This window comes from Azospirillaceae bacterium, assembly GCA_028283825.1.
In the GTDB taxonomy this organism is placed as follows: Bacteria; Pseudomonadota; Alphaproteobacteria; order Azospirillales; family Azospirillaceae; genus Nitrospirillum.
On record JAPWJW010000005.1, the window covers coordinates 384,835 to 398,266 of the forward strand.

Genomic DNA, 13,432 nt, shown 5'->3' on the forward strand with positions numbered 1-13,432 from the left:
TTGAGGAGAATAATGACCAAGGTTTATTGATTATATTGGGTCTTCTTTTTATATCATTCGTGTTTCTGTTGATGTCATGGGCGGTTCGGGGAATTCTGGCGGCACAAAGATAAGATGATCGCAGCCGCAGCCTTATAAAGGCGCGTATTTCCAGTCTGGCGTGCTAATGCCCTTCTTCACCCTGATCGACCATAACGGGGCGATCATGATTGTCGTTTTCCCGGCGGTACGGTGGCGGAACGATAAGGTGGGGCCTATGGCCGGATAGTCCGGCCCGCTTCCGCTTTCGGATCATGGGGCCTTTCGCTGGGGGGCCTAGCCTAAGCGTCTGAAAGCGAACGCCTTCGCTTCGGACCCATCGCCTATTCATTAAGAATTATGGTTGCCTCCCTTGGGCGATGCTACCGTTGTCGCTGTCCTTTCAGCGGCAGGCGGTCAGTAATCACCGTCGTGGCGTTGGAAATTCCGTCATCGATCTGGGGAAGAACCGTCGATGAGAATTGCGCAAATCGCCACCCTTTATGAATCCGTGCCACCCACATTTTATGGCGGTACGGAAAGGGTTATATCTTATTTGACGGATACCCTGGTTGACCTGGGCCACGACGTCACGCTGTTCGCCAGCGGGGAGTCCAAGACCAAGGCGACGCTGGTGCCCATGCGGCCCAAGGCGCTGTGGCTGGACGACGCGCCGTTGAAATCGCCGGTGGCGGCCCATCTGGCCATGCTGGAACAGGTGCGGCGGCGGGCGGATGAGTTCGACGTCCTGCACTTCCACCTCAGCCATTTCATGCATTTCCCCTTTTTCCAGGAGCATGCGCAGCGCACGGTGACGACGCCGCACGGCCGGCTGGACTATGTCGACCTGGCGCCCGCTTATGATCTGTGGCCGCGCTATCCCATGATCTCCATCTCCGACCGGCAGCGGCGGCCGCTGGCCAATGCCAACTGGCTGGCCACGGTCTATCACGGCCTGCCGCCGGACCTGTACCGCCCGCCGCAGGGCCGTCCCGGCGGTATCGGCGACTATCTGGCTTTCCTGGGCCGCTTTTCCCGCGACAAGCGGCCGGACCGCGCCATCGACATCGCCGAGCGTTCCGGCCTGCACCTGAAGATGGCCGCCAAGGTGGGTGACGATGACCGCGCCTATTTCGAGGCGGAGATCAAGGACCGCATCGACGGCCGGGCCATCCAGCACGTGGGTGAGATCAACGACGCGCAGAAGCCGGATTTCCTCGGCGATGCCGCGGCCTTGCTGATGCCCATCGACTGGCCCGAGCCCTTCGGCCTGGTGGTGATCGAGGCCTTCGCCTGCGGCACGCCGGTGATCGCCTGGGATAATGGCGCCATGCCTGAGATCATCGACCAGGGTGTCACCGGTTTCGTCGTGAACTCGGTGGAGGAGGCGGTGGACGCCGTGGCCCAGGCCCGCACCCTGGACCGCGCCCGCATCCGCCAGGTGTTCGAGGAACGCTTCTCCGTCACCGCCATGGCCCGCAATTACGTGGCGGCCTACACCGCGCTGCTGTCCGGCACGGCCGGTGCCTCTGCCGGTTTCCTGGCACCGGCCGCTGCCCGTCCCACCCCCTGAACTTCGCCTTCCAACACCCTGAAAGGACTGCGGGACCACAATGGCAGCCCTAGATGAACGACAGCTCGACCCCGCCATCGGCCTGGCCGGTCCCGATGGCGGCGGCCCACGAGAGACCTTCCGCTTGTTCGCTCTGAAACATGGCGACTGCTTTGTCGTGGCCGACGCCCACGGCGACATCCAGGGGCAGGGCGACGGCCTGTTCGTCGACGACACCCGCATCCTGTCGCGCTATCAGCTGCGCATAGGTGACAAGGAACCGTCGCTGCTGGGCGCCTCGCTCAGCGAGGACAACATCCTGTTCACCGCCAACAGCACCAACGTGCCCATGCCGGCCCCCGGTGGCGGCATGACGCTGTGGGGTGTCATCCATATCGAACGCACCCGTATCCTGTGGCAGAACCGGTTGTATGAGCGGGTGACGCTGTCCAACTTCGGCGGCAGCGACATCGTCGTGCCGCTGGCGTTCAACTTCACCGCCGACTTCCGCGACATGTTCGAGGTGCGGGGCTCCACCCGCCAACTGCGCGGCCGCACCCATGACGCCCAACTGTCGGGCGATGGCGTGACGCTCAGCTACGAGGGCCTGGACAAGGTGGTGCGCACGGCCGCGCTGTCCTTTTCCCAGGTGCCGGACCGGCTTCAGGGCGACCGCGCCCAGTTCAACATCACCCTGCCGACGCGGGGCGAGCACGTGCTGTACATCGAGGTGGGAACGGAACGCACGGCCACGCCCGGCCGCGTGCGCTTCCGGGCCGCCGCCGTGCGCGCCCGGCTGGAGATGCGCACCAAGCGCCGGCGGGGCGCCAGCGTCTACAGCAGCGGCCGGGTGTTCAACGACTGGCTGGCGCGGGCCCAGGCCGACACCGCCTTGCTGACCACCGAACTGGCGACAGGTCCTTACCCCTACGCCGGCATCCCCTGGTTCTCCACCGCCTTCGGGCGCGACGGCATCATCTCCGCCCTGCAGATGATGTGGCTGAACCCGCGCCTGGCGCGCGGCGTGCTGGCGTTCCTGGCCACCCACCAGGCGACGGAGACCGCCCCCTTCAGCGACGCGCAGCCCGGCAAGATCCTGCATGAGACGCGCAAGGGCGAAATGGCGGTGCTGCGCGAACTGCCCTTCGGCCGCTATTACGGCAGCGTCGATACCACGCCGCTCTACATCTACCTGGCGTCGGTCTATGCCGACCGCACCGGCGACATGGCCTTCATCGACCAGCTGTGGCCATCGCTGTGCGCCGCCGCGTCCTGGATGGAGGGGGCGGGCGACCAGAACGGCGACGGTTTCGTCGATTACCAGCGGGCGGAGGAGTCCGGCCTGGCCAACCAGGGCTGGAAGGACAGCTTCGACAGTATCCAGCATGCCGATGGCAGCCTGCCGGAGGGGCCCATCGCCCTGGTCGAGGTGCAGGGTTACGTCTACGCCGCCTATTGCGGCCTGTCCCGCCTGGCCTTCCGCCGGGGGGAGGATGCGCAGGCCGCCTATTGGCAGCATAAGGCGGAGGCGCTGCGCCACGCCGTCGAAACCCACTTCTGGATGGAGGACATGGGTTTCTACGCCCTGGCGCTGGACGGCAAGGGGCGGCCCTGCCGCGTGCGCGCCTCCAACGTCGGGCATCTGCTGTTCGTCGGCCTGCCGTCGCCGGAACGGGCGCACCGGGTGGCGGACCAGTTGCTGGCCGGCGCCTTCCACACCGGCTGGGGCATCCGCACGCTGGCGGATACGGAGGTCGCCTTCAACCCCATGTCCTACCACAACGGCTCCGTCTGGCCGCACGACACCGCCATCTGCGCCGCTGGCCTGGCGCGCTACGGCGTGCGCACCGGCGTCATCCGGCTGATGAGCGACACGTTCGAGGCGGCGGTGCGTTTCGGCATGCGCCTGCCGGAGCTGTTCTGCGGCTTCCCCCGCACCCAGGGCGAAACCCCCATCGCCTACCCGGTCGCCTGCGTGCCGCAGGCCTGGGCCGCCGGTTCCGTCTTCATGCTGCTGCAGGCCTGCCTGGGCATTGAGGTCGATGGCTGGCGGGGCGAAATCCATGTCAACCGGCCCAAGCTGCCCATCGGTATCGACCAGTTGACGGTGCGCCGCGTGACGGTGGGGGAAAACACCGTGGATCTGTCGTTCCAGCGCATGGGCGGTCAGGTCATCGCCTCCATCGCCGATCATGAGGAGGGTCTGGTGCCTCTGATCGTGCGGTCCTGATCGATGCCCTCAATCTCCGGACGATCTAGGGCGTAGGCTTGAGGGTGCGGCTACCGCCGCTGGTGGTGGGCCCGGCGGTCTATGCAGTTTTGCCGTTGTCGACCTGTCCCGGTTGCCTTGTTTTCGACACAATCTCGACTCTAGAATTCCCATATGAATATTGAAGCCCGCACCAATAGATCGGCGCGATTCGCCTATATCTGTTCGGGTGCCGCGATATATGCCCTGATTACTGTAATCATAAATCCAGGCATAGGCTTCATAACCGATAAGGTATGTGTGTGACGCCATGACGGACATCGACCTGGGCGCCCTGCTGACGCGGAACACCGTGACCGTCTTCCTGATCGGCTTCAGCCTGCTCTTGTCAATTCTGGCGCTGGGGCTGTCCGGCGTCCTGCTGCTGCGCGGACGGCGCGGGCGGGCGGAACGCCGTTTCGAGGATGAGGCGGTCATCCCCAGCTATGAGGAAACGCGGCGTGTGGTGCGGGAGGCGCGGCAGACCGGCGGCCACCATGCCGTCAGCCGGGCGAATGAGGCCCATCGCGCCGCCCGGCAGGCGGTGCAGGCCACCGCCCCCCATGATGCCGCCGACCGCCTTGGCCTGAGCACCTGGACGCCCGACACCCTGCGCCGCCTGCTGAAGACCGAGCTGACGGACGCCCAACTGATCGTGGTGTCCAACCGCGAGCCTTTTATCCATGACGATGACGGTCACGGCGGCGTCAGGCTGCGCGCACCGGCCGGCGGCCTGGTGGCGGCCCTGGATCCGGTGATGCGCACCTGTTCCGGCACCTGGATCGCGCATGGCAGCGGCAGCGCCGACCGGCGGACGGTGGACGCCAAGGACCGCATCCAGGTGCCGCCCGACCACCCCGCCTACACCCTGCGCCGCGTCTGGCTGACGGAGGATGAGGAGAAGCACTATTACTACGGCTTCTCCAACGACGGGCTGTGGCCCCTGTGCCATGTCGCCTTCACCCGGCCCAGCTTCAGCGCCGACGACTGGGCGGTGTATGAGGCGGTGAATCGCCGCTTCGCCGACGTGGTGGTGCAGGAGGCGCGGGACGAACGGCCGGTGGTCCTGATCCAGGATTACCACTTCGCCCTGCTGCCGCGCATGATCCGCGAGCGGCTGCCCAACGCCATCATCATCACCTTCTGGCACATCCCCTGGCCGAACGCGGAGATCTTCGGCATCTGCCCGTGGCGGGAGCGCATCCTGGACGGCCTGCTGGGCAGTTCGGTGGTGGGCTTCCACATTCCGTACTACTGCAACAACTTCATCGACACGGTGGACCGCTTCCTGGAAAGCCGGGTGGACCGGGATGAATCCGCCATCACCTTCGGCGGGCACACCACCCACATCAACGCCCACCCCATCTCGGTGGAATGGCCGCCGGCCTCGCTGGAACACCAGCCGCCGGTGCCGGCCTGCCGCCGCGCCGTGTTCGAACGTTTCAACCTGCCCCAGGGCGTGAAGCTGTGCGTGGGGGTGGAGCGGTTCGACTACACCAAGGGCATCATCGACCGCTTCCGCGCGGTGGAGGAACTGTTCAAGGCCCATCCGGAATGGATCGGCCGCATGGTGGTCCTGCAGGTGGCGGCCCCCAGCCGTACCGCCTTGCCGGCCTATCAGCAGTGCCAGCGCGAATGCCTGGACTACGTGGACGAACTGAACGCCCGCTACGGTCACGACGGCTACCAGCCCATCCACATGCTGAATGAGAGTTACGGCAAGGATGAGGTCTACGGCCTGCTGCGCGCCGCCGACCTCTGCATGGTCACCAGCCTGCACGACGGCATGAACCTGGTGGCCAAGGAGTTCGTGGCGGCGCGTGAGGATGAACAGGGCGTGCTGATCCTCAGCAGCTTCGCCGGCGCGTCACGCGAACTGCCCGAATCCATCATCATCAACCCCTATGATACCTGCGGCATGGCCGACGCGCTGGCCCGCGGCCTGACCATGTCGGCCGAGGAGCAGCGTGAGCGTATGCGCCGCATGCGTGAGACCGTGCGGGAGAACAACATCTACCGCTGGGCGGGCAACCTGCTGATGGACGGTGTCCGCCTGCGCAAACGCCACCAGACCGAACACGTCACGGCCAAGCTGGCCAAGCAGTCCCGCAACCGTTCCCTGGCGGGGGCCTCGGGCTTTGCCGCCTCGGGCCGTCAGCTGGGCCGCAACGTGGTGCGGCTGGTGGGCATGGGAAAAGGAAAGACCGTTGAGCCCAAGCATCTCTGACACCATGACCGCCCCCGTCGCCGCCGCCCCCAAGGTGGGGGATCGCTGGGCCGTGTTCCTGGACATCGACGGCACCCTGCTGGAACACCAGAAGGACCCCACCGCCGTGTCGGTGGATGATGAATTGCGCCAGCTGCTGCTGGCCTTGGACCGGCAGCTGGATGGCGCCGTGGCCGTGATCAGCGGCCGGTCGCTGGCCTCCATCGATGAACTGTTCCAGCCCATGGTGCTGCGCGCCGGCGGCATCTTCGGCCTGGAGATCCGCCTGTCACCGGATGAACCGGCCGTGGCGGCGCCCGAGCCGCCGGCCCTGGCCGACCTGGCCCGGCGGATGGAGGCCGACTTCGGCCGCACCCTGGTGATCGAACGCAAGGGGCCGGTCCTGGCCCTGCACACCGGCCCCGACCCCGACTTGCTGGCCCACATCACCCGCCTGGCCAAGGGCGCCCTGCCGGGCTTGCCCGAAGGCTATCGGGTGGTGGAGGGCAACGTCGGCGTGGAACTGATGCCGGCGCGGGCCCTGAAGGGGGAGGCGGTCCGCCGCTTCATGGCCACGGAAACGTTCCGTGGCCGGCGGCCCATCTTCATCGGCGACGACGTGCCGGACGAACACGCCTTCGACTGTGTCAACGATCTGGGCGGCATCGCCATCAAGGTCGGCCGGCCGGAACAGGCGACGGCCGCCTTGCACGCCCTGTCCGATGTGGCGGCGGTGCGGGCCTGGTTGGGCGATCCCAACTTCCCCCTGCTGGACCGGCTGGTGGCGCGCGAGGTAAAGGAGGCGGCGCAGGCTTGAGCCTCCCCCAGGCCTGATACCAGGTAGCGATGATCCCGACCTACGGTCAGGCTCATCGCCCTCAGGCGCCGGCGCCGCCATCCGGCGGCTTGGCTTCCGCACCTTACGGCGCGCGGCGGCGGTCGCCGCCGATACCAAATTGCGTTGAGTTCAACTCAACGCAATTTGGTATTAGCCGGCATCCCCTATATCGAAGCGAACCACCTTGCCCTCTCGCAAGCGGAAAACGTGGGCGAGCGTCTTGTCTTTAAGACCGTGCGTCTGTCCCTGAAGCGGTCTGCCTTCCAGATCGAAGACAGACTGCCGGACCTCCGCGACGATGGCGCCATCCGCAGTCCGATGAAAGCCGACCGGCTCGACGCGTGGGCTCACGATGGCCCATTGGCGTGTCCAATATTCGCGAACGGCCTCCCGGCCATGGACGTGGCCACCCTCCATGCCGTTGGCCCAGGCGACGTCGTCGGCGAGGGCGATCAGCACGCCGTCGATGTCCCGCGCATTGAAGCGATCATAGAGACGCTTGAGGAGCTCGACATCACGATCCATTGATCTCTCCCTTTGACAGGCGCCGGCATTGCGTCCGGGGGGGGCATCATTTATATATGCACATATATATCTGCATGACCACGAAGGCAAGGGGAAGCGTTATGGATGGGGATGTCCTCTTGACTCCGGGTCACCTGATCAGCCTAGCGGCGCGCGGATTCGCCCGTCTCAGCGAAGCGCGGCTCAAGCCGCTTGGCTTCGGCGTCGGGCATCTGCCCGTGCTGGTCGCCCTTCGGGACGGTCGGGCCAGCACGCAACGGGACCTCGCCCGCTTCGCCAAGATTGAGCAGCCGCCAATGGCGCAGATGCTCGCCCGCATGGAGCGGGACGGGCTGATCCAACGTGCCCCTGACCCGGACGATGGGCGCAGCAGCCGCATCACGCTGACGGCGCGCGCGGAGGCGCGCCTGCCGGATGCGGTTGCGGTCCTGCTCCGGGGCAATCGTGAGGTATTGGGTAACTTCACGGATGAGGAGGCCGGGACGCTCGTCAATCTGCTCACGCGCCTGATCGCGAACCTCGACCGGGTCACAAGCACCGAAGCATCGCCCAGCGCATCAATTTCCGAGAAGGGGGACTGAGCCTTCAAGTGGACATTGAAACTGCGTCGCAAGTGCAATACTCATCGCTGTGCGATTTGGCCGAATGATGGGTGGGGCTGTGTTGACAGGTGTGGTGCTGGTTGGGGCGCGGCGCATGCGCCGGACGGTTCTTGCGATACTGACTTTGGCCATCGCCGCGAGCTATGGTCCCCAGGTACTGGCGGAAAGCGCCCTTCCTGAAAAGATCACGCCGGTACCATCGACGACCTACAAGTTTGTGTTCGATGCGAACTCGCAGGTCGGGGAAGATGGCCAAGATTCCAGTCTTCGCGAAGTGGCCGCGTTCCAGGCGATGTACGAGGCGGCCGGCGTCCCGGCGGAGAATTTGAGGTTCGTAATCGTTCTGCACGGCGCCCGGACGCAAACGGCGCTGAATTCCCAATCCTATGGGGCGGCCCATGGCGGGAATGACAATCCGAATATCGGAATGGTCAATGCGCTTCTGAAAAAGCGTGTCCGGATCGTTGTTGCCGAGCCTTCTCTCCCCGATGCGGAACGGAAGGCTGATACACTTCTGCCCGGCGTCGAATCGGGGCCAATTTCAAATATTGTCTTCCTGGACCTCGAAAATTCCGGCTACGTGTATACAGGCACGCGCAACCTATCGACGGAATAGGAAACACAGGAACTCAGAACGCAATACTCAGGTGCTGCAAGTATTGGTTCGCAACGGATCAGGCGGCCATTTCCTTCATCACGTCGATGAAGGCCCGCAGGGTGGCGGGCAGGTGCCGGCCGCCGGGATAATACAGGAACAGGCCGGGGATGGCCGGGCACCAGTCGTCCAGCACCGGCACCAGGGCGCCGTTGTCCAGGTAGGGCCGGGCCGTGCGGTCCGGAACATAGGCGATGCCCAGCCCCTGTGCCGCCGCCTCCGCCATCAGCTCCACGTGGTCCAGGGTCAGGGGGCCGGGCACGTCCACCGCCATCTCCTGCCCGTTGCGGGCGAATTCCCAGCGGTAGGGTTTGCCGCTGGGCATGCGGATGCGGATGCAGTCGTGGTGGGCCAAATCGTCGGGGGTTTGTGGTGCTGCGCGGCCCGTCAGATAGGCCGGGGCCACCACCGCCAGGAAACGCACCGGGCCGCCGAAGCGCACCGCGACCATGTCCAGGGGCACCGCCTCGCCCAGCCGGACGCCGGCATCGAAACCGTCGCCGACGATGTCCACCAGCCGCCCGTCGGTCACCAGGTCCAGCGCGATGCCGGGATAGCGCGCCAGGAAGGCCGGCACCACCTGGCGCAGCAACAGGCGGCTGGCGCCTTCATTGGCGTTGATGCGCAGGGACCCGCACGGCTGGCCCTGGCTGTCGCCGATATCCTGCAGGGCCAAATCCAGGTCGCGCAACAGCGGGCGGATGCGTTCCAGCAGCCGGTGCCCCGCCTCCGTCGGCGCCACGCTGCGGGTCGTCCGGTGCAGCAGCCGCACGCCCAAATCCTGTTCCAGCGTGCGCATGATGTGGCTGAGGGTGGAGGGCGACAGGCCCAAATTGTCGGCCGCCTTGCGGAAACCGCCCTGGGCCGCGATGGCGGCGAAGGCCTTCAGGTCGGCCAGGGTGGGCGGGCTATTCATGGGAAATTTTCACCAGGTCATGCGGAACTGTGCGGATAGTACCATGATTGGATGGCGCCTACCTTGTTGAAGACGGCCGGCACGCAAGCGCCGGTACTCCATGAAGGAACGACGCCATGACCAACCAAACCCCGCCCCGCACCTGGTTCATCACCGGCACCTCGTCCGGTTTCGGCCGGATATTGACGGAAAAGCTGCTGGCCCGGGGCGACCGGGTGGCCGCCACCCTGCGCCGCGAAGGCGCGCTGGACGATCTGAAGGCCCCACACGGCGACCGCCTGCGGATCGCGACCCTGGACCTCACCGACACCGTCGCCATCCGCCGGGTGGTGGACCAGGCCTTCGCTGACCTCGGCCGCATAGACGTGGTTGTCAGCAATGCCGGTTACGGCCTGTTCGGGGCGGCGGAGGAGGTGACGGACGACCAGATCCGCCATCAGATCGACACCAACCTGATCGGCTCCATCCAACTGATCCGCGCGGTCCTGCCCCATCTGCGCGCCCAGGGCGGCGGCCACGTGCTGCAGTTCTCATCCGCTGGGGGACAGCTCTATTAACGGACGTCGGTCACCGTAAACTACATCTTAAGTTACTGAATTATATCATATTTTTCAAGATATTTGAGTGGCCATCCGTTGAAATCGTAAACGAATGGGTTGTTTTGGTATGTTTTGGGGCAAGAAAGTTTACGGCGGTGCAGAACGCGTTACCCACCCCCCGCCGCCGCCTTAGCTTTTGGGGGCAGTCGGCGCCGGGGCGTGGATAACGCTGCGGAGGTGTTGGTTATATAATTCTGGGTGCGCGAAATTTTCTGAAAAAGTAGATCAGACGCTTTATGCGTGTAGATTCAACTATTCTTTTGTTGGCATATCTTCGATTTTATAATTGACTCCATTATGAGCTATTCTTAGCTCAAATTCTATTTTGTCCCCAAGGTACGGATTCTTTCCATTTGCTTTTGCTGAGTAAACTGTCTCGCCGCCCTTTAATAAGTCCACAACATAGTAGGAATTCCTCCAACCAATTACACTCCATTCATCGAGACCGGAAAGAATGTTGTGTTGATAAATTCTTATGAAAAATTGTGATGCACAATGGTTATCAGGATTATTGTGTTGCGCCGCCGTAATGCAATAATCACCAAGTTTTGCTTTAGGCTTTTGCGTGGATTTTGTCGCCATGTGTTTAAACATCTTTCCCGTCCATCATGTTGATATCTAATAGGGTGCCTGAATCCGGCGCGTCATATTGCGCTTTGAAAAAGATGACATATGGTCAATCTATTCAATGGCTATCAGCTTGGCGGTTTCCGGCGGCCTGGGCCGCTTTTTCACACATGTAGTAACCGTCCTTGGTCGTGCCGTAGTAGTGGCTTCCCGGCAGATGATAGATCTGGGAATTGGGGTTCACCCACACAACGGGCGACTTGCAGGCCTTAGCTGCGGCGGCGGGGTCGGAATAGTGCTTGCCTTCGGCGGCCAATGCGGCCGGAGAAGCCAAAAGGGTGGCGGCGAGGAAGGCAACAACGAGATGGCGCATGGGGTTTCCCTTGTGATAGCTCATCGCTTGCATAATTCTAGGTTGTGCACGTGACGCGGGCAAGGTGCCTTTTATCTGTCCGCTTAAATTGGTGTCACGCCGCAGCGAGCAGCTAATCGGGTGGAAGCGATGCCGAATGTCCGGACAATTAATCTAGGGTCGAAGGGGCGCTGGTTGGCTCTGGGGCTGGAAGAGCAGTACCTGATTTTCGGAGTGGCGAAGCAAGCCTTCGACCTCTGGAGACAAGGAGATGTCCCTGGCACAAAGGCTTGGTTTCGGAGCCAAATCTCGGACAGAACCGGCGCCCCGGTGGATTCGGGAATAGCCACACGCTACACCAACGACATCGGTAGATTCTGCGAGTCTGGCGCGGATGATCTGTGGCTGACTCTTGGCCCTGGGTATCTCTACTGGGGGCATGCAGTTCCAGGCTACGAGATCATCGACACCTATATGGAGGAAAATTCCAATCCTCCGGACGCGCGAGAATCTTACCTGTTAGCCCGTAAGATCGATGGGGGGTGGAAGAATTCTGACCGGGCTGGTCGGCTGCTGGAGCGGCATACGCTCCATCCTAAGGCCATAAACTGGCTGACACAGCAGGCCACAATGGGAACGATCAAGGAGGATCGCTACTTCATCCAGCTGATCATGGGGCAGCCGCTAACTGAATGGCATACTAGGCAAGATATGATGGACGCCGCTATGGCCGCTGGATGGCAGCCTGGCCCGGATGTACCGGTAGCTCCAGATGAATGGCTCCGTGAAGTTGCAAGGATGACTGACAGCGTAATGAATACGGCTAAGCATTCTAACGGGCAGATCGTAGAGAGGGTAATTAAGAATAAAGAGATACGGTTCACGAAGGCTGAGCTTGAGTTGGAAATTATTAGACTTCTTGAGGAGAAAGATTATCGGTGTGCCATAACAAGGCGTAAGCTAATCAAGGGTGATAAGTGGTTACAGCCGAGTGTGGATCGGATTTGTTCGGATGGGCACTATGAGCCTGGAAACATCCAGATAACCTCTTGGGCAGCCAATAGGACTAAGGGGGACCTGCCTGATGCTGACGTCGCCGCTCTCTTACAGGCTTTGCAGATGGGAGGAGAAGATGACGGTATTGATGTTCCTTGATATTCTAAAATATAGCCACAGTCTTAGTCTAAGGGATTGTGATTGAGGTTTTTGCGTCGTACTGTCCTGTTTTCCTCTTTTAGATGCCTGTTCTCCGGTAGCGCACGCCGGAGATCAACTCTAACTTGATAAGTAGGTGGCGCAGAGGCTGTTATTGCAATTAAGAAATTTGGCGGATCGTAATTTTTACCTTTTAAGATTCCGATAGCTTCGGCCATCGAATTCTTCCTGATTAATTCCGTTTCGAATGATAGTATATCTAAAAAGAAAGATGCCAAATCCTGCGATCCGATAAATGTATTTACCCTAAATGTGCTTTTCCCATCGTCAACATATTGCTTTCTAACATCTATGCAGCTCTGAATTAATGGGATAATTGGTTTGAAATTGGCTTCTCCCTCAAAATAATATATATAATATCCGCATCCACTTTCTTCAAGTCGGCTAAGCTGGTAATCTTTTTTACGCCTTTTTGGGCTTATGTCAGAAACGCCTGACTTATTTGCTTTTTTTGCTTGTAATCTCAATGGTATGTACGCCATTTCTCCATTGTTTCCTGGGAAAACAAATATAATACCAAAATCTCCTCCCGTGTCCTTTTCCTGTTTATGATTTGCAATATCAGCATAAGCAAATTGAACGGAATTTTTTAGAAAACTAATGTAGTTATTTATTTCTTTTCGCCACGTCCCAGAATATTTTCTTTTCTTTGATAATAATTCCATATTAGAAATTGTCTCCCTTGAGACATATTCTATAGAGCTAAATATCTCTGATATTATATGGCCTGTCATTCTTTCTTCATTGCTTCCAATTCCGCAAAATATTTCAACAAATCTATGTTGTGCCAGTATTGTTGATAAATAAATTATAAAAATAGACAAATCCGGAAAGGCTGATATATTTTGCGTCTCCGACGCAATAGTCGCTCTAGTCAAACGAAGATCGTCATCAATTCTAGTATTGCCGCGCTCTCTTGCGAAGCGCAGAATTACATTTGAATCTCTATTGTTAGGAGTCAATGAATAAAATATTGATGATATTATTTTGTTCAACCGAACATCCTCTGTATTATCTATGATAGCCGCGTATCCAGATGGAAATTCCTGGAAATTATAGAGGCATTCCAGTAAATCACCCGCCAGGATGCCAAGCGACGACGCAAAGTCGTCATGAATGAACTTGTGGCGTTTCATGAG

General features: G+C 60.8%; 13 protein-coding genes. 8 read left to right on the forward strand and 5 right to left on the reverse strand.

What is annotated here, in order from left to right:
• Positions 1-493: 493 nt before the first annotated feature.
• From PW843_28295 to otsB, 4 genes are all read left to right on the forward strand, one after another.
• Entirely contained in the window at positions 494-1,591 is a 1,098-nt protein-coding gene (locus PW843_28295) for a glycosyltransferase family 4 protein (GenBank protein MDE1150467.1), read from the forward strand.
• Positions 1,592-1,631: 40 nt separating this feature from the next.
• Entirely contained in the window at positions 1,632-3,800 is a 2,169-nt protein-coding gene (locus PW843_28300; protein MDE1150468.1) for an amylo-alpha-1,6-glucosidase, read from the forward strand.
• A 289-nt stretch (positions 3,801-4,089) separates the two neighbouring features.
• Positions 4,090-6,045: a trehalose-6-phosphate synthase gene (locus PW843_28305; protein MDE1150469.1), complete on the forward strand. Its 1,956-nt coding sequence runs from the start codon at positions 4,090-4,092 to the stop codon at positions 6,043-6,045.
• 4 nt (positions 6,046-6,049) lie between these two features.
• Complete coding sequence (gene otsB / locus PW843_28310) at positions 6,050-6,841, forward strand: trehalose-phosphatase (protein MDE1150470.1); 792 nt, start codon at positions 6,050-6,052, stop codon at positions 6,839-6,841.
• Between the two features lie 171 nt (positions 6,842-7,012).
• Here the strand turns inward: otsB and PW843_28315 are convergent, their stop codons facing one another.
• Positions 7,013-7,387, reverse strand: coding sequence for a nuclear transport factor 2 family protein (locus PW843_28315; GenBank protein ID MDE1150471.1), 375 nt, complete (start codon positions 7,385-7,387; stop codon positions 7,013-7,015).
• A 101-nt stretch (positions 7,388-7,488) separates the two neighbouring features.
• On the opposite strand from PW843_28315, the gene PW843_28320 reads away from it, so the two are divergent.
• Entirely contained in the window at positions 7,489-7,968 is a 480-nt protein-coding gene (locus PW843_28320; protein MDE1150472.1) for a winged helix DNA-binding protein, read from the forward strand.
• 64 nt (positions 7,969-8,032) lie between these two features.
• Positions 8,033-8,605, forward strand: coding sequence for a hypothetical protein (locus tag PW843_28325; GenBank protein ID MDE1150473.1), 573 nt, complete (start codon positions 8,033-8,035; stop codon positions 8,603-8,605).
• A 58-nt stretch (positions 8,606-8,663) separates the two neighbouring features.
• On the opposite strand, the gene PW843_28330 is transcribed toward PW843_28325, so the two are convergent.
• Positions 8,664-9,560, reverse strand: a complete 897-nt coding sequence (locus tag PW843_28330; protein MDE1150474.1) for a LysR family transcriptional regulator — start codon at positions 9,558-9,560, stop codon at positions 8,664-8,666.
• Positions 9,561-9,676: 116 nt separating this feature from the next.
• Here PW843_28330 and PW843_28335 point away from each other — a divergent pair, with 116 nt between their 5' ends.
• Positions 9,677-10,117, forward strand: a complete 441-nt coding sequence (locus PW843_28335) for an SDR family NAD(P)-dependent oxidoreductase (protein MDE1150475.1) — start codon at positions 9,677-9,679, stop codon at positions 10,115-10,117.
• A gap of 294 nt (positions 10,118-10,411) precedes the next feature.
• Here PW843_28335 and PW843_28340 read toward each other — a convergent pair whose 3' ends face one another.
• Both PW843_28340 and PW843_28345 read right to left on the reverse strand, forming a co-directional pair.
• Positions 10,412-10,741 carry a hypothetical protein gene (locus tag PW843_28340; protein ID MDE1150476.1) on the reverse strand — a complete coding sequence of 110 codons (330 nt, stop codon included), beginning with the start codon at positions 10,739-10,741 and terminating at the stop codon, positions 10,412-10,414.
• Positions 10,742-10,844: 103 nt separating this feature from the next.
• Entirely contained in the window at positions 10,845-11,123 is a 279-nt protein-coding gene (locus PW843_28345) for a hypothetical protein (protein MDE1150477.1), read from the reverse strand.
• Positions 11,124-11,273: 150 nt separating this feature from the next.
• Here PW843_28345 and PW843_28350 point away from each other — a divergent pair, with 150 nt between their 5' ends.
• Positions 11,274-12,233 carry a hypothetical protein gene (locus PW843_28350; protein ID MDE1150478.1) on the forward strand — a complete coding sequence of 320 codons (960 nt, stop codon included), beginning with the start codon at positions 11,274-11,276 and terminating at the stop codon, positions 12,231-12,233.
• A 23-nt stretch (positions 12,234-12,256) separates the two neighbouring features.
• On the opposite strand, the gene PW843_28355 is transcribed toward PW843_28350, so the two are convergent.
• A complete protein-coding gene (locus PW843_28355; protein ID MDE1150479.1) occupies positions 12,257-13,429 on the reverse strand; it encodes a hypothetical protein in 1,173 nt (390 codons plus the stop codon).
• Positions 13,430-13,432 lie beyond the last annotated feature (3 nt).

What these genes read in the sequence shown, in the direction of transcription:
- PW843_28295 (MDE1150467.1), top strand. Translation starts at nt 494, where the DNA reads ATGAGAATTGCGCAAATCGCCACCCTTTATGAATCCGTGCCACCCACA.
- PW843_28300 (MDE1150468.1), top strand. Translation starts at nt 1,632, where the DNA reads ATGGCAGCCCTAGATGAACGACAGCTCGACCCCGCCATCGGCCTGGCC.
- PW843_28305 (MDE1150469.1), top strand. Translation starts at nt 4,090, where the DNA reads ATGACGGACATCGACCTGGGCGCCCTGCTGACGCGGAACACCGTGACC.
- otsB (MDE1150470.1), top strand. Translation starts at nt 6,050, where the DNA reads ATGACCGCCCCCGTCGCCGCCGCCCCCAAGGTGGGGGATCGCTGGGCC.
- PW843_28315 (MDE1150471.1), bottom strand. Translation starts at nt 7,387, where the DNA reads ATGGATCGTGATGTCGAGCTCCTCAAGCGTCTCTATGATCGCTTCAAT.
- PW843_28320 (MDE1150472.1), top strand. Translation starts at nt 7,489, where the DNA reads ATGGATGGGGATGTCCTCTTGACTCCGGGTCACCTGATCAGCCTAGCG.
- PW843_28325 (MDE1150473.1), top strand. Translation starts at nt 8,033, where the DNA reads ATGATGGGTGGGGCTGTGTTGACAGGTGTGGTGCTGGTTGGGGCGCGG.
- PW843_28330 (MDE1150474.1), bottom strand. Translation starts at nt 9,560, where the DNA reads ATGAATAGCCCGCCCACCCTGGCCGACCTGAAGGCCTTCGCCGCCATC.
- PW843_28335 (MDE1150475.1), top strand. Translation starts at nt 9,677, where the DNA reads ATGACCAACCAAACCCCGCCCCGCACCTGGTTCATCACCGGCACCTCG.
- PW843_28340 (MDE1150476.1), bottom strand. Translation starts at nt 10,741, where the DNA reads ATGGCGACAAAATCCACGCAAAAGCCTAAAGCAAAACTTGGTGATTAT.
- PW843_28345 (MDE1150477.1), bottom strand. Translation starts at nt 11,123, where the DNA reads ATGAGCTATCACAAGGGAAACCCCATGCGCCATCTCGTTGTTGCCTTC.
- PW843_28355 (MDE1150479.1), bottom strand. Translation starts at nt 13,429, where the DNA reads ATGAAACGCCACAAGTTCATTCATGACGACTTTGCGTCGTCGCTTGGC.